The sequence below is a fragment of the Vibrio sp. V09_P4A23P171 genome (genome assembly GCF_963875615.1).
Lineage (GTDB): Bacteria > Pseudomonadota > Gammaproteobacteria > Enterobacterales > Vibrionaceae > Vibrio > Vibrio anguillarum.
This window is the reverse complement of the sequence record NZ_CAWNMR010000016.1, coordinates 1-21757: the sequence shown is the minus strand read 5'-3', so window position 1 is coordinate 21757 and position 21757 is coordinate 1. Positions and strand designations below refer to the sequence as shown.

Below are 21757 nucleotides of genomic sequence, written 5' to 3'. Positions count from 1 at the left end.
TGTTTATGGTGAGTTAAAGGTTCTGAACGTATTAGGCTGCTTGAATATGAGTGGTGATATACGGCTGCCAGGCGTTTTGGTAGAGCTCGATAGATTGGCGACGAAACTGGTTAATTTGCGCCTTTTCAATATCATGTAACGCTCGCTTCTCTAATGCGGCGACACGTTCAAACTTCTGGATCTGTTCATAGAAACGATGCTCGGGGCCATTTTTCACATCGGCAATGGCTTTAAGATGTAATTGTACTTCTGCAATGACATTGGTTTTAGGAAGTTGAACCAGTAAGTTTAAATCGCGATAGCCCGATGCGGCAGGCGATTTAAAGCGGTTCTTTACTTTTACGATACTGGCTTCTCGGCTTAATACTTCATAAGCCTCGACTAAGCTTGGTACATCATTTGCCACCAGGGTTGTTCTGGCTAAATCTGTGATCCTATCAGCTCGCCCACCTAATTCATGTTCTATTTTACTTAATGCTCGGTCACGTGATTTCACGCCAGAAAAGTGAGCCTCTGCTGATGTTAGTAAAGCAGTACTTCTGCACAATGTTTCAAGTTCACGTTGAGCTTGGTGAGCTTTACTGTAGAGAATTTCAAAATCGTTGTAGGGTTGCAAAGGCTGGTTGTTGGTGGACTGGATGCCATATAAACCGCTTAAACTATGCTTGAACAGTTTAGATGAGAGTTGATTTTTCGATTCACCAACTTTGGCATCACTTTCTGAATTGAACGGAACGGCTGCAAAGGCAGGGGCTCTGCTTAGTACTAAAAGCATCAGTGCCGTAGTACGTAAAAATAGGCTCATTCATTCTCCTTAACTTAGTCTAGGTAAAAGGTGAAACCAAAATAGACCTAAACACGTGATAACCAGAGTCGCTTGCTATGAGATCTTGGGATGAACAAAGTCAACTCAATAGCTCGTGGAACAATTAATCCATAATTTTGCGCTTTATCACAGGTCTTATCTTCAGACGCCTCGCTAGGCTATCTGTTCAATTTGATGTGTTACCAAGTGTATCTAATGAGGATGAACCAAATATGAACATCTTTATCTGTCTTTGTGCTGTTTGTTTAACCTGTTGGGGATTCACTTATTAGTCAGTAGCATGTACTTTGTCTGGCTGTAGATTTTAATCGTAGAGCACGAAGATAATGAAAGATCCCGAGTTTTGGCACAAGAAATGGGCCTCCAACCAAATAGGATTTCACTTAGAAGATGTGAACCCATTGTTGATCGAATATTGGCCTCAACTCTCACCTCAACGAAATGAAAGTGTATTTGTACCATTGTGCGGAAAAAGTGAAGATTTGATATGGCTCGCTTCCCAGCATGAACAGGTTCAGGGTGTAGAGCTGAGTGAAATTGCCGTTCGTTCCTTTTTTGCCGAGCATTTTTATACGCCAACGGTCACTCGCTTAAATGGATCGCATGAACTGTATCAGTTTGATGAACTGATGATTTATACCGGAGATGTCTTTAGTGCGCCGCTAAAAGCGGTTGAGCTTATCTACGACCGAGCGGCGTTAGTTGCGCTGCCCCCCGAAATGCGAGAGGAGTACGTTATTCGCTTGCTTTCATTGTTGAAAGACGGCGGAAGGGTGCTGCTTGTGACGCTGGATTACGTTCAAAGTGAAATGATGGGCCCTCCATTCTGTGTCGCCAAAAATGAAGTTGAGTCGTTATTCACTGACTGCAAAGTGACGTGTCTGTTTCGTGACGATGCTGATGAAAATCACCCTAAGATCAGTCAACGAGGATTAAGCCGTTTTGCTGAAGTCGTGTGGTTAATTGAGAAGTAACAGACTATGCTTAAATCGTTTATTTATACATCCTAGACAACAATAAATAGGTAGGTTTTAGGCGTTTGATGAGAGCAAACCATTACGTCTATATCAGCCGCTCTAATACTAAGGAAAAACTATGGGTTTGTTTAGTCGGAAGCCAAACAGCAATCAACCGTTTAAAAAGAGCAGTGATGAACTGGTGGTTGATTCAATAAAACGCACGATGGCTTATATTGAGTTTGATCCACAAGGACATATTCTGACTGCCAGCTCCTCATTCTTACAAGCGTTGAGTTATTCATTATCGGAAGTGGTGGGTCAGCACCATCGGATGTTCTGTGAAAGTGAATTTGTTAAGACGCCTCGATATAGTCAACTTTGGCAAAATTTAGCGCAAGGTAAACCTCATGCGGGGACGTTTTGCCGTTTAACTAAAAACCATAATAAAGTGTGGATTGAAGCCACGTACATCCCAGTAAAAGATGAGCAAGGAAAAGTGGTTAAGGTGGTGAAGATTGCCAGTGATGTCACTGCTGCAAAAGAACAATCGGATAAGCAAGCTGCAATTTTTGACGCTGTCGATAAGTCAATGGCTGTGATTTCTTTTACTCCCGATGGGACGGTTGTTGAGGCGAACCCAAACTTTTTGTCCTGTGTTGGGTACAAATTACAAGAAGTGGTTGGTCAGCATCATCGATTATTTTGTGATGATCTATTTTACAAGAAGAACCCGAATTTTTGGGCGTCGCTTGCCAGCGGCCATTTTAAAACGGGATTATTTAAACGTTTTACAAAACATGGCGATGAAATTTGGTTGGAAGCAAACTATAACCCCGTATTTAGTGAAGATCATAAAGTCATTGGTGTGACTAAGTTTGCAACTGATGTCACGCAACGAGTACTGCAAGCTCGGGCGATTAAAGATGCAGCAGAAGTCGCGCATCATACCTCGCAAGAAACGGTACATATTGCTCAACTTGGGACGGGAACGCTAGCCGAAGCCGCTTCCATTGCTAAAGAGATTGATAACGCGATCACTAAGGCGAATACATCGATGATGCAACTGGCCAATCAGTCGCAGCAAATCACCAAAATTGTAACCACCATTACAGGCATAGCAGAACAGACTAATTTGCTGGCGCTCAATGCCGCTATCGAGGCTGCGCGTGCTGGGGAGTATGGCCGGGGTTTTGCGGTGGTTGCTGATGAGGTGCGCTCATTAGCCTCGAATACCACCAAAGCGACCGATGAAATTGGTAATATTGTTAAGCTCAATAGCGAACTGACCAACAGTTCTACCTCTATGATGGGGGCAATTCAAGGCCAAGTCACGGCATGTAACAGCAAACTAGAAGAGACGCAAAAGCTGATTGATGAAATGAGAAAAGCCGCGGACAGTGTGGTTGGTACGGTCAGTGAACTGATTAAAGAGTGAGGCTCTGCAGCGAGTATTGTTGGTGAAGAAAATGAAAGCGAGCCTAGTGGCTCGCTTTGCGTTTTTACAGAATCACTTGCACGCTTTTGGCACATTGAATTGCGTTGTGCAAAGCCTGTTTGAGTTCTTTATCTTTCGCCAGAGCAACCCCAAGCCGACGGCGTCCATCAATGTCTGGTTTACCAAACAGACGAAGTTGAGTATGCGGGATAGACAGCGCTTCATTTATTCCATCAAATTTAAGGTTAGTGGAGGTACCTTGACCTAAAATAACCGCAGATGCCGATGGTCCATATTGGGTAATACTGTTGATTGGCATACCCGTGAACGCGCGCACGTGTAACGCAAATTCAGACAGCTCTTGTGAAATGAGGGTGACCATTCCCGTATCATGTGGGCGAGGGGACACTTCATTGAAGATAACATTATCGCCTTTTACAAACAGTTCAACACCAAATAAGCCGTAACCACCGAGTGCATTAACCACTTGTTCTGCTACATATTCAGCGGCTTTAATTGCGTTAGCCGACATCACTTGTGGTTGCCATGATTCGCGATAATCCCCTTCCTCTTGTCGATGGCCAATGGGAGCGCAGAAATGGACACCATCCACTGCTCGAATCGTCAAGAGAGTAATTTCGTAGTCGAAATCGATAAAGCCTTCGACGATCACTCTCCCAGCTCCACTGCGGCCACCTTCTTGAGCGTATGCCCAAGCGCGGCTAATATCCTCTTGCGTCTTAATCACACTTTGGCCTTTACCTGATGAACTCATCACAGGCTTAACTACGCAAGGCATACCGACATGCTCAACCGCCAGTACAAAATCATTATAGTCATCAGCAAACTGATAAGGAGAGGTAGGTAAGGCAAGAGTTTCTGCGGCTAAACGGCGAATGCCTTCACGGTTCATCGTCAATTGAGTGGCCGTTGCAGTGGGGACCACGTTTAAGCCTTGCGCTTCCAGTTCAACCAGCTTGTGAGTGGCAATTGCTTCAATTTCTGGCACCACGTAGTCTGGTTTTTCGAGTTCGATAATGGCTTGTAGCGCATCGCCATCGAGCATATCCAATACGTGGCTACGATGCGCCACCTGCATTGCTGGAGCGTTGGCGTAGCGATCACAGGCAATCACTTCTAAACCAAGGCGTTGGCATTCAATTGCCACCTCTTTGCCCAATTCTCCGGAACCAAGCAGTAAAACGCGGGTGGCATTTTCACGTGTAGCAGTACCAAACATAGTGAATCCTTACATTCAAGCAATAGGTAATAGCGAAAACAGCCAAAATCATACTAAAATTAAGAATAAAAGCAAACGTTTGCCTTTGTGATGAGAGATGAGTGATTTCCTGTTCGTACTGTCGATAGAGTGGTTTGTGTAATACGCAGTAAACGAACTCATATCTGTACAAAATTAAGGCTGAAATAGCAATTAATGTGCAGTAAACAGCATTCGAGAAACTGCGTTAAGAATATGAAGTAATTTCAGTCTAAAGTTTATGTGGGATTGACTAAGAAAAAGACACCTATGGCTATGAAAACTTTCTTACGTTTGCGTTTTATTACTCTACACACGAAAACTGCTCTGTTGTTTTCTGTCGGGTTGGTTGGGATCATTCTTAGCAGCTTATTTATTACTCGCCACTTTTTTTTATATAGTTTGAATGAACTTGAATCAATTGAGATTCATCGAGATAGCAATCAAGCTCAGTCGGTCATTCAAGATCTTTTAGTACAGCAAGAAAAGCGTTCTTATGATTGGGCTTATTGGGATGAAACTTATCTGCTGCTGTTGAATGGCGACACTCAATTTGCTGAGCGCAACTTGTATCCTGATTCCCTCGATACTTTAGGTTTAGACGTTTTGGCTTTCATCACCGAATCTTCGCAATTGGTTGAATACTTATGTCGGGATATTGAACCAGGCACAAACTGTTCGTTAGTGGAACAGTTGATACGCTCACAAGGTGTGAGCGACCATTTAATTCAGATGCATCACACACTTGATGAGGATAAAACTAGCCGCTCTGGCCTCATCCGTGTGGAAAATAGTGTGTGGGTGGTGAGCCTAACTCCGGTGCGTAACAGTGAAGGTACGGCTGATGTTGTGGGGTGGATGCTATGGGGACAGCACTTAACCCGCCGTTTCCCTTCTCAGTATCAGAACCTACTAACCGCTAAAAATGATATTGTAGTTACCGATGCTCCTGTGATTTTACCTGTTAGTCATAATCAAGAAGGTATTGAAAGAGATCAAAATAATATCACGCATTACACATTACTCAGTGATATGACAGGGCAACCTATTGGCTATCTAAAAACCTGTGCTCAGCGGCTTTACTATCAAAAAGGGAACGAAACTTTTTATTATTTGATTTTGACGATCATCATTGCGGCCGGCTTTGTCGCCGTGGCTACTTTTGCTCTGTTTCGCAGCAAGGTAGCCAAACGGTTTGAGAATTTTGAGCGAGGGATCAATCAGCTGATTGAAGAGAGTGCATTCTCTTCACAATCGAATGATAAACAAGATGAGTTTGAACGAATTACCGAACTTGTCCGTTCACTTGCTGCCTCATCCTCCTTGGCGGAAGATAGGCTTAAAGAGACGTTACAGAAATTTGATGCACTCTATCAAAGCCAAAATCTCGGAATGTTGCTGGTGGTTGATCGCTTCATTGTCGATGTGAACCAAGCCTTGTTGGATATGCTTTCTTATTCTAGAGATGAGTTGGTTGGAAAGGTTTTAGATGAGTTTTGTATTATACAAAATGATGTGGTGTGCAGCAGTGAATTACTCTACCAAAATATAGAACAAGGGATGCGTGAATTTGAGGGACATGTTGTTACAAAGGGTCAGCAGCGTTTAGAGTGTCTTATCGAAGCTACATTGATAGAACAACGTGGGCATCGCTCTATCATGCTATCGATTACTGATATCAGCGAGCAAAAGCAGCAAGAGCAGCTTATTTACGACCTTACCCATTGTGACCCAGTGTCAGGTTTACTTAATCGTCCAACGATGATGAGCCAAGTGCAGCCTTTGATTGACAATCCGATCGAATGTGGTGGGTTTTCCGTGCTCTACCTACGGGTTAAAAGACTAAAAGAAATTTCAGAAGTGTACGGACACAGTGCTTACGATATGGCCGTTAAACATTTTTCGGCTACGCTTAGAAACCGTTTCAACACGTCCATAATGGGACGAATTAGTGAATATGAATTTATGGTGTGTGAGTTGGGTAACGGGGCAACCTCTTTTTTGATTCACAGAGGCACTAAGCTTATCGATAGTTACAAGAGGAAGACTGACATTGGCGGCTTGGAACTCGATTTGAGTGTGGAAGGCGCTGTGATTGATTCACAATTGCCGATCGATTCTTTTGAAACTTTGGTTCAAAGTGGTTTTTATGCCATTCAACAAACAGAGAAAGCTGGAGCCAGCCTGGTTGTTTCAGTGACACAAGAATTGTTTGTTCATGCCCAGAAGTCGTTAGCGATCAATCGAGATCTTATCTCAGCCGTGAAAGATGGCCATATTATTGCTTACTATCAGCCGATTGTTCGTGCAGACAGTGCCGAAATCATTGGCTTTGAAGCTCTAGCTCGCTGGAAGCACCCTCAACTTGGTATGGTTTCGCCAGCCGTATTTATCCCTTTGGCTGAGCAACGTAAAGTGATCATTGAATTGGGAGAGCAGATACTAGGCCAAGCTTGCCAATTTATTAACGAACTGCAAACGCAGTCGCAATTTTCGTTGGGTAAACGGCTAAGTATTCACGTCAATCTTTCTAGCCCGCATTTCTACAGTAAAAAATTGGTCGGGTACTTATCAGTATTGATTGAAAAATATCAAATTGAACCGGGACAATTAGTGCTCGAATTGACGGAAAGTATGTTGTTGGGGGCTGAAGAAGAGACGATCAAACGCATGGATGCGATAAAAAAACTCGGTATACAGTTGGCGCTTGATGATTTTGGTACGGGGTATTCCTCGTTTAGTACATTGTGTGATTTTCCATTAGATATAGTGAAGTTAGACCAGTCTTATATTTCCACATTGGAATCCAATGACAAAGCCAAAACCTTGGTGCGCAGTATTATCAATATGTCGCAAGAGCTAGGCTTAACTACCGTGGCTGAAGGGGTTGAAACTGCTTCGCAACTGCGCAAACTCAAAGTCTGGAATATTGATGAGATCCAAGGCTTCTATTTTTACAAGCCGATGAGTAAACAAGATGTGTTCGATAAGTTGTTGGGCGGAAAGGATATGCGGTAAAACCTGCACCATCAAAAGGCAAAAATCCCCATGCGTTGGGGATTTTTCACTAGAGCGCCTAAACCACAAGATAGGAAAGAGGAATGTCTGGGTTAATTACTTCCAAGGTGGCTTGAGTATCGGCTAAATGGCTAATACTGCCATCAGACATCTCAACTAATGCGGCTGCGACAATATTATCAAAGCGTTGGCCATCCATCATTAACTGAACAAGAGCAACTTGCAATGGTGGTAAGCTTGGGTTGAATGCGGCATTTTCAGCATACGCACCGACGTAGGTTTTACCATTCTCAACTTGCAGGGCAACACCACTGAGATTGTTGGTATAGGGTGCGTAACTGCGGTTTAGGCCATTAAGAGCTAAGCCAATGAGTGGGTCATCTTCGGTAGTTGTTTTGCCGTGGTTAGCGTCTGCCATTAGACCAGAATCAACACCTAAATCGGCAGGACCAAATGATTCAGGTAGGTACTCTTGCAGTGACTTCTCATCACGCTGTGGTAGCTGAATGGCAAGCGAGTCTGCGGTCGTAAGCTCATTCATAAACTGACGGCAGTGCCCACAAGGGCTGAAGTTGATGGTAATGTCAGCAACGCCTTGTTCACCTTTCATCCACGCATGGCTGATGGCACATTGCTCGGCGTGTACGGTTTGGCCTAATTGTGCACCGGAAAACTCCATATTCGCGCCAAAGTACAAACGGCCCGATAAACCTCTGACGATGGCTCCCACGTAAAAGTTTGAAAGCGGTACATAAGCATAGGCGGCCGCAAAAGGCAGCAGTGCAACGCGCAATTCCGCATCGTCTAAGCCAGAAAGAGAAAGCAGTTGGTTGAACTGTTCTGGTGATAGGGTTGCGTCAAAATCATCGCACAGCAGAATGGGCGACAAAAATTCTGCAACGGGTTTTGGCGTATCAGCTAGCGCCTGTTCAATACGGCTTTTCATAATGAGTCCTTATCTATGTATTGAGGAATATTCTAGGCGAAGAATGAAATTTTACTGAGATTTAAATCACGTAATGTAATGTAACGTAATTTTGGTTTTCACATTTAGAGTGAGGTCACACATGAAATCGATTACAGTCAGCCTTAGAGTGAGACACGTCTACAATCAAAATCCATGAGTAGACGTATCTTTGATTTCTGTTGGCACTCTATAGCGTGGACAACCACATTGAAAAAGCAAAAAAACTTGGAGCAAGTATCGATGTGATTACGCCGCACACGACTAATGCAAGTGAACTAAATGCTGCGTCACGTGGATCTTTTTCAGCGCAGGTTGCTGTGCCCAGCGCATGAGAGACGGTGCCCATGGTTAAGCCTTTGGCAATTGGATGCGTGATGTTGAGAAGGTTATAGATAGGGTAGGCGAGAATCGCGCCAAACAGCCCTACAATGACCACTAAAACGGCGGCAATGGCTGGCTCTCCACCGAGATTACTGGAAACTTCCATCGCAATCGGTGTGGTAACTGATTTACCCAGTAGGCTGGCGATTAAATGTATATCCGTTTGAAGATAAACAGCAATTAAGCTGGCTGTGAGCATTGACATAGCACTGCCCACCCCGCAGGCGAGGGCAATGATGCGCCAATTTGAGCGGATCTGAGGCAGTTGTTCATAGAGAGGATAAGCCAGCGCCACCACGGCCGGTTGCAACAGAAAGCTCAGCCACTGGTTATCAGCATAGTAACTAGCATAAGGGATGTTAAAAAATAGCAAGATAGGAATGATGATCACAAGGCTGAGCAGTAACGGATTCATTATGGCCGTTTTGCATTTTTTGCTGATCCAACGTGTCAGGAAAAAGACCGCAATCGTGAGCAATAACCACATCACTTATTCCCCTTTTTCAAAAAACGATCCAACCCTAAACCCAGACAAACTAATACGATCAGCGTACCGCCCACCGCGCTGGCAAGAATCGGGATGGCGTTACTCATCAATAAATCAAAATGCTCGATTAATCCGACACTGATAGGGACAAATAAAATGACCATATAACGGATAAAAAGACTGGCACTGGGTTTTACCCATTCGACAGGCACGAGCCCACTTGCCAATAAACTAAACAGAATTAGCATTCCGATAATACTGCCCGGAATGGTGATGCCAAGCCAATGTTGAAGATTGATACCTGCCATTAGGCAAAGGAAAATCAGCCCCATAGAGACCAAATATTTTGCAATGGTATTCACAATAAAAGTCGGTGCCTTGTCGTGCCTAAACTATTTTCGGAAATGGAATCGCAGCGTGTTGGTTTGAAACCTGACAGCGCGAAAACCTCGTACATTAACTCGCGATGTCTTCCACATAACGGTAAACGGATTTTAAAATAGCCATTTTCTTTTCGTCACTGCTGTGGGTGTGAACTAAGTTCTCTAAATTGAGCATGTACTCTTCAAGGTGGCTTTCGAAATAATCACGACAGTGAGTTGCCCAACGTCTTTGCTCTTCGTCACTTAATGTTAATGGGTAATGGCGAGCGCGGTAGCGAAACAGCAAGGGTTCGATGCGCTTATCGCTAAAACTAATGTCTAATGCGGCGAGGTTGACAGGATCAGCTTGGCGAATGATCTCCATCGCCGCTTTGTCGGCCGGAGAGAAGAAACCGTCGTAGAGTTGAGTATCGACATCGTCACTGTGCTTATATTCTCGCTCAATTGTGTAGAGGCCAATCAGCTTTTCTCTGATCTCAGGGTACTGCTTGATGAGCGCTAAGTGTTCAAGGCACAGGTTTCTATCGACCCCGATATGGTCTGCATTTTCGGCCGTTAATGTTTTGGCCGGCGCAAGGATAGGGCATTTATTGAGATGCACTAATTTGATGGGCACTGGCAATTCATCTTCTGCCAACTCTTCGCGTTTGGTATATAGACGTTGATGCAGTTCTTCGCTGCTTAAATCGATCAGGGGTTGAGGGTTTTTGGCAAGGTCCACCACAATAACCGCATTTTGATTGGTGGGATGCCAAGCAATCGGCACGATCCAACTGGTATATTGGCATTCTCGGCCTAACATACCCGATACGTGCATTAAAGGTGTCATGTTGACGATATCAATCAGATCATTGAGTTTGCGTTTATGGCGCATGTTAAAAAAGTAATCAAACAACTTGGGTTGGGCGGCTTTTACTTTTTTGGCCAGCTCAATGGTGGCGATAACATCGGCCATAGCATCGTGGGCATTCGCGTGTTCGATGCCATTGGCAACTGAGAGATGCTCCAACTTAAAACTGGTAAAGCCTTCGTCATTTTCGGGCCAGTTGATGCCTTCTGGGCGTAGTGCATGGCAGGCGCGCATCACATCAAGTAAATCCCAGCGTGAATTGCCGTTTTGCCAGCTCCAAGCATACGGATCAATGAAATTACGATAGCAAGTATAACGCGTTACTTCATCATCAAAACGAATACTGTTGTAACCAAGGCTGGTGGTGTTGGGTGTGGCGAGTTGTTGATGAATTTTGGCGATAAATTCAGGCTCTGGCAAGCCTTGGGCTACCGCTTTTTGTGGAGTGATACCCGTAATAAGCGCCGCTTCTGGAGAAGGCAAATAGTCCGCTGGTGGTTGGCAATAGATGACCAGTGGTTCGCTAATAATATTAAAATCCATATCGGTGCGAACGCCCGCAAATTGGCTCGGACGATCTTTCGCAGGGTTGACTCCCCACGTCTCATAGTCGAGGAAAAAGAAAGTAGGCGGGTGCTCTTGTCGCATTCGATAGTATCCAGTCGCTGAAATTTAAGGTTTATTAGACCATTGCCTGTGTGACATAGCAATGTGCGAAGCATGCTCTGATGAGGATTTGAAATGAAAAAGCCGGCGCATTGGCACCGGCTTGGAGAAAAACGAGAACGTTCGATACTTTCTAGGCTTGCTGTTCTTGAACTTGTACCTGTTTACCGTTCAGTAAGCGGCTGGTAATGGTACCTGCCGTCATTGAGCCTGAAACGTTCAACGCGGTGCGGGCCATATCAATCAACGGTTCAATGGAGATAAGCAGTGCTGCAATCGTCACTGGTAGGCCCATCGCTGGTAGCACGATTAAGGCTGCAAAAGTGGCACCGCCACCGACGCCGGCAATACCAAATGAGCTGATTGCGATAATAGCCACTAGCGACAAAATAAAGTGCACGTCCATTGGATTAATACCGACGGTAGGAGCAACCATCACAGCGAGCATGGCTGGGTAAATACCAGCGCAGCCGTTTTGACCAATAGTGGCACCGAATGAAGCCGATAGGTTGGCAATTGCTGGTGGTACGTTCAGCTTAGTGATTTGCGCTTCTACATTCAGAGGAATGGTTGCCGCTGAGCTACGTGAGGTAAACGCGAAGGTCAACACTGGCCAAATTTTTTGGAAATACTCTTTAGGGCTAACGCCTACAAAAGAAACCAATATACCGTGCACCACAAACATCAATGCAATGGCGACATAAGAGGCGACAATAAAACCGAGCAAACTCAGAATATCGCCCGTACTTGATGTCGCGACAACTTTCGCCATCAACGCCGCAATACCATAAGGGGTTAGTGCCATCACCATTTTCACGAGGCGCATCACAATCGACTGTATCGCTTCGACAAAGGTGCGGATTGGCGTTTCTAGCTCGGCTTTCTCTGACATTACTTTACGCGCCGCAATACCCGTTAGTACGCCAAAAATAACCACAGCGATGATCGAGGTTGAGCGAGCACTGGTTAAGTCGGCAAAAGGATTGGTCGGAATAAAGCTTAATAACATTTGAGGAATAGTTAAATCACTCACAGTAGCGGCGCGGCTTTCTAGTACAGCAATACGCGCCGTTTCACGGCTGCCTTCAACGAGGCCGTCAGCTGTTAAACCAAAAGCTTGGGTGACAAAAATACCGATCAATGCCGAGACTGCGGTCGTCAGCAGTAAGATAGAAATGGTCAGGCCAGAGATTTTACCGAGCGAGCCACCTTTATCGAGCTTCACAACCGCAGCGATCATCGACACCAGCACCAAAGGCATAATCACCATTTTTAGCAAACCAACATAGCCGTTACCGACGACGTTGACCCAGCCTAATGTTTCCTTGATGGCCACATGTCCTTCACCAAGAACCACTTGTAGAGCAAGGCCAAATGCGCTGCCTAGGATTAACCCAAGTAGCACTAAGCGTGAAAGAGTGTGAGATTTTTTCTGCTGTCCGAAGAGAAAAAACAGAATGCCAATAAATACTGCGAGTGCGGCAATGGCTGCAACTGACATGATGCGACACCTTAAAAGTTGTGTACCCATGATTACGTTGATCGCCGATGAGCGATGTAGTCGATAATGCTAGGTAAAAGGGGAATAAAAGCGATGAAACGCAACCATATCTTTTAACGTAGGTTAATCCAAAGACAAAATCAGCATGATTTAGAACAAATGGTTATCAATCTTTCTATTGTGCTGGTAAATGAACCGATCGGTGAGTTATTTAAGCAAGTCATTGATACTTCTTGAGCAAGGCAAGCATGTCGCTAGAGTGCAAAATATCTATGGCGTGTGGTTGTATCTGAAAGAGGCAATAGAGCATAGCGCTTGCAACATCTTGCGCGGAAATGGGGATAAAATTGCGTAAGCGCCCTAGTAGCAGAGGGTGCAATAGAGTCAGAATCACTCGTACCCATTTTTCATCCGTTCGCTTGTTTTTCCGAATGCCAGTTAGAGGCCCAGGCCTGACGAAGGTCACTTGTTCAAAACCCATTCGGCGAATGGTTTCTTCCATTCTCCCTTTGCATTGTAAGTAATGAGATCGAGAGCGAGCTTTGGCACCTAAGCTCGAAACGATGGCAATGCGCTTGACACCCAATGTCTTCATTGTTTGAGCAACTTGACAAACCAACTCATAGTCTACTTTCTCCAGCCCCTGCTTTGAACCCGCTTGCTTACGGGTAGTCCCTAGTGCGATGAGACCAAGCTGGGGAGGGACAAAACTTTCATCCCAGTGCGTGATTTGCAACTGCGGATGAATGATTTCTTGCAACTTTGGGTGTTGGATTTCGGTGCTTTTTCTGACTAAAGAATAGATTTGAGAGACGGCTTGCTCTTCTAGCATGATGGCTAAAGCATGCTGCCCAACGAGACCGGAAGCGCCAGCAATAATCACAGTTTTGTGTCGCTTATCCATCGTTTTCTCCTTTTTACCTTGCAGTGATTGTATGCAGTGCTGCTTACTTATGGCAGTTTATTCTTTCGCTTTCATCGTATTCAACCATTTATAAGCACCTATTTTAGAAATAACGCTTTAGTGACATTGCATCTTTATCGCTATTAACTAAATTTTTAGTGTAGGTAACTAAAAGAAATGAGCTGCTGTCAAATACAGAGATAAGGCGTAATAACAATGAAAATAAAATCTAAACTGTTGCTCAGCTTGATTTCGGCGACCATTATCCCTGTTGCTATTGTTTCAACGGTAATGGTGACGAATTTACGTTCACAAGCCGTTAGTGATTTTATTGAACAAAGTCATGGAGAAATGAGTCAGGTTGATAATGCTATCGCCATCTATTTTTCTGGCATTGAACAAAATGTGAAAATGTTAGCCAACTCACCCGCGTTGCAAAAAGTGGACAGTTCCATTACCCGTTATATCGACAAAATAGCTGAACCGATGACCCCAGATAGCAATGGAATGGTGGAGCGTGGAATTTATGAAGCGCTTTACCTTATGGGTGAGGCGCACAAAGGTTATTCGTACGTTTACATGGGAACCAAAGAGGGCGGATATATACAATGGCCGACGGGTAAGGCGTCAGACAATTATGATCCTAGAGCTCGCCCGTGGTACAAAACGGCGATGTCTAGCCCAGGCGAGATAAAACGCACTCAAGCCTATTATTGGGAGCCTGATGACGCCACGATTGTGAGCAATGTTTTGTCCTTTAATGCTGCTGGTACCCAAAATGCTGGGGTGGTTGCGATTGATGTTTCGCTAAAAACACTGACGGATATCGTGAAGAAGATAAAACTAGGCGAAACCGGATACATTATGATGGTTGAGGATAGCGGTAACGTCTTGGTGGATGCTAAGTACCCAGAGAACAATTTTCAACCCCTTGACTCCTTAGCTGCTGCATACAAAACGATAGGTCAAACATCCTCTGGTTTTATCAATATCGAAATTGGCGGTGTGGAATATATGGCTAATGTCATGAATTCCGAAAAGTTAGGTTGGAAGTTCGTTGGCCTGATTACTACCGAAGAAGTTATGGCAGAAAGCAATAGCTTGATCAAATACATTTTAGCGATTGTTTTTGTGTTGACAGTGATTTTCATCATTGGCGCACTTTTTTTAGCGGGGTTGATCGCCAAGCCGCTTAGTTTAGTTTCAAACGGCTTACAAGAGATAGCTGAAGGTGAAGGTGATTTAACCAAGGAATTGATCATTCGTTCGAACGATGAAACGGGTCAATTGGCTGTGTATTTCAACGCATTTTTGAAAGCCATTCGATTACTTGTACAGCAAATAGGCCATGCAGGAGAACAGATGGGGGAATCGGCGCAAAGAGCGGCAACAATATCGGAAGACTTGTCAGCCGTTTCTCAACGACAGAAACAAGCGGTTGAGATGGTATCAACGGCGTTTAATGAAATGGTGTCTACTGCCAATGAAGTAGCAACGCTATGCAGCTCGGCAGCCCAGGCTGCTGATGACAGTCAGCAATTAGTGAGTCAAGGCCAGCAAAATATCCACACCGCGGTTTCTAGTGTCAATCAGTTAGCTGATTATATTTCAACGTCTTCAACCACGATTCAAGAGTTAGAAAATGATAGCCAAGGTATTACTGCAATTTTAGATACCATTCGCGGCATTGCTGAACAGACCAACCTGTTGGCTTTAAACGCTGCGATTGAAGCGGCTCGTGCAGGGGAGCAGGGAAGAGGTTTTGCTGTTGTTGCGGATGAGGTTCGTGCGCTCGCAAAACGTACGCAAGATTCAACCGAAGAAATCAACGGCTTAGTGGTACGTTTGCAAAATAGGACCAAAGAAGTCGCAGAACAGATGACCGTGAGTTTAAATGCGTCACGGAAAACCGTGACAACGACTGAGTCGGTCAACGATAGCTTTACTGGCATCTATCAGTCAGTATTGTCGATTCACGATATGAATACTCAAATCGCAACGGCTGCCGAAGAGCAGCACCTAGTCGCAGAAGAAATTAATCGTAATATTCATCAAGTACAAGAAGATACTCAGAAAGTTGATGATGTATCGAGCCGAGCTCTACTTAACTCACAAAATCTCGCGAGTTCAGCTGATGATCTGAATAATTTAGTGAGTAAGTTTAAGACCCAGTAATTTCTGGGGAGATTTTTTATACCTAACCCATTTGAAGGAGAGAAAGTTAACCACTGACTTGTTGTTTCCATAAACGTGCGTAAAGTCCTGCGCGTGCGAGCAACGCTTCGTGAGTACCTTGCTCGGCCACTTGCCCATCTTCGATGACGATAATGTTATCGGCATGACGAATCGTCGATAACCGATGTGCAATACTGATCACCGTTCGATCATGGCAAATGGTTTCCATATTGCTCATGATGGCCGCCTCTGACTGATAATCGAGCGCTGAAGTCGCTTCATCAAGCAGTAAGATTTTTGGGTTAACTAACAATGCGCGAGCCAGTGCAATGCGTTGACGTTGCCCGCCAGATAAGTTGGCACCTCTTTCTCCTACTTGTTGTTCAAACCCTTGTGGCAGCGCCTCAATAAAGCTTAATGCACCAGCAAGCTTTGCAACGTTTATCAGCTCTGCATCGCTTGCATCGGGTTTACAAAGACGAATATTGTCGGCAACGCTGCCTGCAAATAGCATGCTTTCTTGCAGCACCACACTCATGCTGCGCCTTAACGAGACCGGATCTGCAATGGCGAGATCCATACCATCGACCAAGACTTGCCCATGCAAAGGTACATAAAGACGCTGTAGCAGTTTCGTTAATGTACTTTTGCCAGATCCGGAAGGCCCAGTAATACCAATAAATTGCCCCGGAGCGATGGTCAACGAGAGATTCGCTAAGACTTCCGGTGCATCGATATGATAACGGAAGCGAACATTTTTAAACTCAATGCCTCCTTGAACAGAAGGGATGGAAGCAAGGCCATCTTTACTATTTTCAGCCGGTTCGTTAAGAATGTCGCCTACGCGACGCAAGGCTACTAAGGTGTGCTGGAAATCTTGCCACACTTGCGCAAGTCGCAAAACGGGTTGAGTAACATGCCCTGCTAGCATATTGAAGGCGACCAATTCACCGGGGGTGAGCTGCCCATTGAGCACTAAATTGACTCCCCACCAAAGTAAAATGGCAGCGGCTATTTTCTGCACTAAGGCAATCAATTGCCCAGCAATTAAACTGGCTTTTTGGGCTGAAAACGCGCATTCAATTTGTCGACTGAGTATTTGCTGCCACCGTTCTAAAAATCGAGCTTCCGTTGCGGTTGTCTTGATTGTTTCTATACCCGTTATAGATTCAGTCAGGAAGGTGGTTGTCTCTGCTTCTGCGTCATACTCTGTCGTTACCTTGTGACGAACCCAAGGTCCAATACCTAACCACAGCAGAAAATAAATCACTAATGAACCGATAATCAGCCCGGTGAGCGCTGGCGCATAATGAAACATCACACCAATAAAGAGGGTGATAAAAATGAGATCCAAGAGCAGCATTAAGGTTGAGCCCGTCAAAAACTGACGTATTTGCCCCATTTCCCGTACGCGGGCGATGATTTGCCCCGTTTGACGCTGCTTGAAATAACTTAATGGAAGATTAATCAAATGCCGATACAATCGCCCCGATAGCTCTGCATTGACTTGACTAGAAAGATGACCAAAAACCGTATTGCGCAAATAACTGTAAAGAGGTTCAGCAATGGCTAGCGCAAGCATAGCCAGCGCTAAAACGTGCAAACTCGACAAACTTCGCCCCACAAGAACCTTATCAATAACGGTTTCAAAAAGTTTGGGACCAAACAGGGCAAACAGTTGCAGCACAATCGAATACAGAAACACATCACGTAGCTGTTTTGACTGACGAAGTACCGAAGGCATAAACCAGCGGAGGCCAAAAGCGACATCGCTTGGCTCTATACTCTGCTCAATCAGTAATAAGACCTCATAACAGGAACTTGACGATCCTTGCGCCAACGGAAACTCGAAATAGCGCTGTTTAATGGGATCGTACAAGGTCCAACCATACTCGTTTAGCGCATGAATGACATGCCATTGCTGACGGATTTTGACCAATGCAGGTAGCGGGATCGGCTCGCTTCCTCTGACGGTGATCATTCGGCTTTTCAGACCAATAGATTGAGCGGCTCGCTGAATGTCGAGAGCACTGAGCTCATTTTCGGCAACGCCTAGTGTATGAATCAGTTGTGATGGCGTGACTTTCTTATCAAATGAAAGGCTGGCAAACGAGAGGGCCGCTAATGCGCCATGGCTTTCTTGATCATGAACCGTTGATACGGTGTTGGTTAAGGTATCCACTCTATTTTTCTCGCAATGCTTCAGCTTGATATTCTCGGATTGGGCTGAGTAGATAATCGATGATCCGACGTTGGTCGGTTTTAATCTCAGCCACGACAGACATACCGGGTAATAAGGCAACAGAGGCACCATCGACCTCAATTGTGTGGTTTAACAATTGCACTTGAGCGGGAAAAACCAACCCAAGTTGCTCATCCATTGTCGAGTCTCTAGAGACGTGGACCAATGTTGCCGACAAGGTGCCGTAACGCGTATAGGGAAAGGCATCAATTTTCAACGTCACGGGTTGGCCAGCATAAATAAAGCCAATGTCTTTATTGAGAATTTTAACTTCGGCGACTTGTACCGAATCGTCAGGCACAATAATCATCAAATTTTGTGCTGGTTGTAAGACCGCTCCAAGGGTGTGAACACTCAATTGCTGTACAGTGCCAGTGACAGGAGAGCGAACCACTTGTAATCCTTCATGTTCGCGTACTTTGTCCAGTTCATGTTGCAGCGCTGAGAGTTGTAGGTGTGCTTGCTGACTTTTGTCTTGCCACTCTCTGGCTTTTTGCGCACGCAGCGCTTTTAAACGCTCTTCTAGGTTGAGATATTGCTTTTGCAGCACGTGCTGTTGTGATGTTTGCTGGGCTAACGCTCGTTCGGATTCTAATAACTCTTTTTCCTGCTCCAGATACTGCACTTGACCGATCAAACGCTGTTGCTTGAGCTTTTTTTGAGCATCAAGGCGCTGAGTAATATTACTCACTAACTGTTTTAAGCCTCTGATGTCGACTTCAAGTGAGGACTGGGAAGCAAGATTGACCTGCATTTCAGCACGCAAGTTTTCCAACACCGATGTGAATTCGTTCTTTTCAGTATCAAAGCTGTCGATGACCTCTTGCTGCGCCGAAGGTGCCAATGCCAAATACAGGGGATGTTGAGCTAGATCAGCCTTACCACGCAAAGCTTGATACTTGAGAAATTCATGGGTTTGATAGCGTATTTGATGACGCAAACGTTCAATATCTTGGCTAACGCCTAACGTGTCCAGAGTCAGTAAGGGCATCCCTTTTTCGACACGTTCGCCGTCTGCTATATGGATTTGTGCTACTCGGCTTTGTTCGTAAGACTGAATCACTTGCGAGCGCCCAGGGACTAACAGCCGCCCGTTTGCGGTCGCTTGGATATCCAATTTCCCCCAATAGGTCCAAAGTAAGGTGAGCAGTAACCCTACACTTAGAGTGATGGCGGTGATGCGAGCAAACGGAGAGGGCGGGCTCTGCTGTAGAGCAAGATGGCCGGGTAAAAACTCAAAGTAGCCGTTCGTTTTCGAGCGCTTAGAGCGAAGCTTCTTTAACTGAGAGATCATACTTGCTCATCCTCTTGTTTTAATGCTTGTTGCAGTTGCCACAACTGGAAATATTTGCCTTGCTCTGCGAGAAGTTGTAGATGCGTGCCTTGCTCTGCAATCTCGCCTTTTTCCAGTACGATAATCCGGTCACACTCTCTTACCGTAGAGAGGCGGTGTGCGATGGTGATAATGGTACGCCCGGCGGCAATTTGCTCCATATTGGTTTGAATGATGGCTTGTGATTCATCATCTAAAGCGCTGGTGGCTTCATCAAGAATCAAAATCTTAGGGTCTGCAAGCAGTGTGCGGGCAATGGCTAAACGTTGTCGTTGTCCGCCTGAAAGTGACTGCCCCCCTTCAGCTAAAATCGTGTCGTAACCCAGTGGCAGCTTTAAAATAAACTCATGAGCGCCCGCTAATTTTGCTGCTCGCACAATCTCATCCAAGTTGGCTTGTGGCTTTGAATGGGCAATGTTGTCACTAACACTTTTACTAAAGAGAAAGTTCTCTTGTGATACCACCCCCAACTGGCGACGCAATTCATGAACACCGATCTGTTTGAGTGAGGTGTTATCGAACATGATTTGGCCTGATTCAGGGCTGTACAGCTTGAGTAAAAGCCGAGCCAAGGTGCTTTTTCCCGACCCCGAGCCACCGACCACACCAATTTTCTCACCCGCTTGGATATTGAGTGAAAGCTGATTGATGGTCAGCGGTAAATCGGGTTGATAACGGAAACTCACCTGATTGAGAGTGATCGCACCTTGCAGTTGTAGGGGATTGCTGGCTTGCTGCTGCTCGGTGGGCAAATTGAGTAGGTCGGAAAGTTTATCGACTGCAATTTGCGCTTGTATAAATTGTCCCCACAGCTCGACGAGCCGGGCAAGAGTTTGTGCAACATGACTGGCGAGCATGTTAAAAGCGATCAGTTGACCTATGGTCATTTGTAACGCGAGCACTTCGGATGCACCAATCCATAATAGAAAGACGCTCGTTATTTTTTGGATGAACTGTACTGCGTGGCTAGAGCGGTTATTCCACTGCTGAACCACATAGTTGCTCGATATCATCTGTTCGGTTTGAGTATCCCAACGTCGAATAAAGCGAGGTTCAGTCGCTAAGCTTTTAATGGTATCACTCCCCGCGACGGTTTCAGTTAGAAACGAAGTGTTGTGCGCCATATGGGTAAATTGTTGTTCAATCGCTTGTTGCAGCCTTGGGGTTAGCCACCAAGCCAAAAAGAGATAACACGGCAGTGTGGCCAATACCAATAAGGTTAGCCCGCCAGAAAGTAAGCTCATCACATAGAAAAAGATCACGAGAAAAACGAGATCAATCGTGAGGGTAAACATTGAACCTGTGATGAACTCGCGTATGGTATCGAGCTCTCTTACTCGAGTCACAATCGCCCCAACTTGCCTTGATTTGAAAAACAGCAGCGGCAAACCAAACAGATGGTGAACCAATTTAATGCCAAGCTTAATATCAATGCGGTTAGCGGTATGAGCATATTGATATTCGCGTAAACCGCGTAGCAATACCTCAGCTATTCCAGAAATAACTAAGACGAACACTAAAACATCGAGTGTCGAGTGGGCTTGATGCACTAATACTTTGTCCATCACGACTTGGAAGAATAGCGGTGTAATAAGTGCAATAACTTGCAGTACGAAAGAGAATAAAACAATCTCAGCGATTAAATGTTTATGTTGCGATAATTCAGGTAAGAACCAACGAATATCAAAAGAGGATTGCTTTTTTTTGATATCTAGCGTTTTTCCATTCCAATTCTGTTTTAAATAGCTTGTATCTACTACTTTTGGGGTATCTGAATTACATGGATGAATTAAACATTTATCCTGTTCAACTTTAGCTAAAATAAATGGGTGATTATTTTTGTTAAATAAAATAATCGGTTTCTTTATTTTAGTAATTTCAGTAAAAGACTTCACTTTATTAGCAGTGACTAAATAATTTCTTCCTTTTAAATCTTTTATTATTGAATCAATTGCATTGGATGGCGTTTCATTAGAGATATCTAATTTTATCTCACGAATTCCGATCAGCGGTAAGTAGACTGATAAGCAATGTAGCATGGCTTTTTTTTCATTTAAATCAGTCATATATTTGATTCTTCAAGGGCCAGAAAAAGAAAGGGGGCGGATCATATCATTAATATCAATAGATGCTCAAATATTATCTGGTCTGATTAGTTAATTGCGGTTTTTAAAGGTTTTAATTATCAGTTGCTTGTATTCGGTAATATTTTGGTTTTGTTAATTTATTCATGACTTAGCGTTATTGTATGGTTGCATACCATTGAAATGCTGTATAACATTAAAAATCATTTTTGGGTTATCGCTACTTTTTTATAAGTGGCTTTAATCTTTTTTTATTTTCTTTTTAAATTATTAGGTGAGTTATTTATG

General features: G+C 44.5%; 15 protein-coding genes. 4 read left to right on the top strand and 11 right to left on the bottom strand.

Annotated elements, in window-relative coordinates; genetic code table 11:
* Positions 1 to 31: 31 nt before the first annotated feature.
* Positions 32 to 805 carry a phosphoribosylglycinamide formyltransferase gene (locus tag AACT23_RS06705; RefSeq protein WP_094126963.1) on the bottom strand — a complete coding sequence of 258 codons (774 nt, stop codon included), beginning with the start codon at positions 803 to 805 and terminating at the stop codon, positions 32 to 34.
* Positions 806 to 1152: 347 nt separating this feature from the next.
* On the opposite strand from AACT23_RS06705, the gene AACT23_RS06700 reads away from it, so the two are divergent.
* Both AACT23_RS06700 and AACT23_RS06695 read left to right on the top strand, forming a co-directional pair.
* Positions 1153 to 1800, top strand: a complete 648-nt coding sequence (locus AACT23_RS06700; protein ID WP_094126961.1) for a thiopurine S-methyltransferase — start codon at positions 1153 to 1155, stop codon at positions 1798 to 1800.
* 121 nt (positions 1801 to 1921) lie between these two features.
* Positions 1922 to 3220, top strand: a complete 1299-nt coding sequence (locus AACT23_RS06695; RefSeq protein WP_094126959.1) for a methyl-accepting chemotaxis protein — start codon at positions 1922 to 1924, stop codon at positions 3218 to 3220.
* A 64-nt stretch (positions 3221 to 3284) separates the two neighbouring features.
* Here the strand turns inward: AACT23_RS06695 and purT are convergent, their stop codons facing one another.
* Positions 3285 to 4460: a formate-dependent phosphoribosylglycinamide formyltransferase gene (gene purT, locus AACT23_RS06690; protein WP_094126957.1), complete on the bottom strand. Its 1176-nt coding sequence runs from the start codon at positions 4458 to 4460 to the stop codon at positions 3285 to 3287.
* Between the two features lie 288 nt (positions 4461 to 4748).
* Here purT and AACT23_RS06685 point away from each other — a divergent pair, with 288 nt between their 5' ends.
* Positions 4749 to 7496, top strand: a complete 2748-nt coding sequence (locus tag AACT23_RS06685; protein WP_255211864.1) for a bifunctional diguanylate cyclase/phosphodiesterase — start codon at positions 4749 to 4751, stop codon at positions 7494 to 7496.
* Positions 7497 to 7554: 58 nt separating this feature from the next.
* Here AACT23_RS06685 and cdd read toward each other — a convergent pair whose 3' ends face one another.
* The 6 genes from cdd to AACT23_RS06655 all read right to left on the bottom strand — a co-directional run bounded on the left by cdd (position 7555) and on the right by AACT23_RS06655 (position 13635).
* Complete coding sequence (gene cdd, locus AACT23_RS06680; protein WP_094126953.1) at positions 7555 to 8442, bottom strand: cytidine deaminase; 888 nt, start codon at positions 8440 to 8442, stop codon at positions 7555 to 7557.
* A 208-nt stretch (positions 8443 to 8650) separates the two neighbouring features.
* A complete protein-coding gene (locus AACT23_RS06675; RefSeq protein WP_010319624.1) occupies positions 8651 to 9331 on the bottom strand; it encodes a CidB/LrgB family autolysis modulator in 681 nt (226 codons plus the stop codon).
* Positions 9331 to 9663, bottom strand: a complete 333-nt coding sequence (locus AACT23_RS06670; protein WP_033197434.1) for a CidA/LrgA family protein — start codon at positions 9661 to 9663, stop codon at positions 9331 to 9333. Before AACT23_RS06670 ends, AACT23_RS06675 begins: the two co-directional genes overlap by 1 nt.
* A 124-nt stretch (positions 9664 to 9787) precedes the next feature.
* Positions 9788 to 11212 carry an exodeoxyribonuclease I gene (gene sbcB, locus AACT23_RS06665; protein WP_094126951.1) on the bottom strand — a complete coding sequence of 475 codons (1425 nt, stop codon included), beginning with the start codon at positions 11210 to 11212 and terminating at the stop codon, positions 9788 to 9790.
* A gap of 151 nt (positions 11213 to 11363) precedes the next feature.
* Positions 11364 to 12731 (bottom strand): L-cystine transporter, encoded by a 1368-nt coding sequence (locus tag AACT23_RS06660; RefSeq protein ID WP_094126949.1) that lies wholly within the window; start codon positions 12729 to 12731, stop codon positions 11364 to 11366.
* Positions 12732 to 12951: 220 nt separating this feature from the next.
* Positions 12952 to 13635 (bottom strand): NAD(P)H-binding protein, encoded by a 684-nt coding sequence (locus tag AACT23_RS06655; RefSeq protein WP_013856632.1) that lies wholly within the window; start codon positions 13633 to 13635, stop codon positions 12952 to 12954.
* Between the two features lie 216 nt (positions 13636 to 13851).
* On the opposite strand from AACT23_RS06655, the gene AACT23_RS06650 reads away from it, so the two are divergent.
* A complete protein-coding gene (locus tag AACT23_RS06650) occupies positions 13852 to 15810 on the top strand; it encodes a methyl-accepting chemotaxis protein (protein ID WP_013856634.1) in 1959 nt (652 codons plus the stop codon).
* A 46-nt stretch (positions 15811 to 15856) separates the two neighbouring features.
* On the opposite strand, the gene AACT23_RS06645 is transcribed toward AACT23_RS06650, so the two are convergent.
* Genes AACT23_RS06645 through AACT23_RS06635 form a run of 3 tightly spaced genes read right to left on the bottom strand, consistent with a single transcriptional unit; the run spans position 15857 to position 21451 of the window.
* Entirely contained in the window at positions 15857 to 17992 is a 2136-nt protein-coding gene (locus AACT23_RS06645; RefSeq protein ID WP_094125485.1) for a type I secretion system permease/ATPase, read from the bottom strand.
* Between the two features lies 1 nt (position 17993).
* On the bottom strand, positions 17994 to 19346 hold the full coding sequence (locus tag AACT23_RS06640; RefSeq protein WP_088728917.1) for an HlyD family type I secretion periplasmic adaptor subunit: 1353 nt from the start codon (positions 19344 to 19346) through the stop codon (positions 17994 to 17996).
* Positions 19343 to 21451: a peptidase domain-containing ABC transporter gene (locus AACT23_RS06635; protein WP_094126947.1), complete on the bottom strand. Its 2109-nt coding sequence runs from the start codon at positions 21449 to 21451 to the stop codon at positions 19343 to 19345. Before AACT23_RS06635 ends, AACT23_RS06640 begins: the two co-directional genes overlap by 4 nt.
* Positions 21452 to 21757 lie beyond the last annotated feature (306 nt).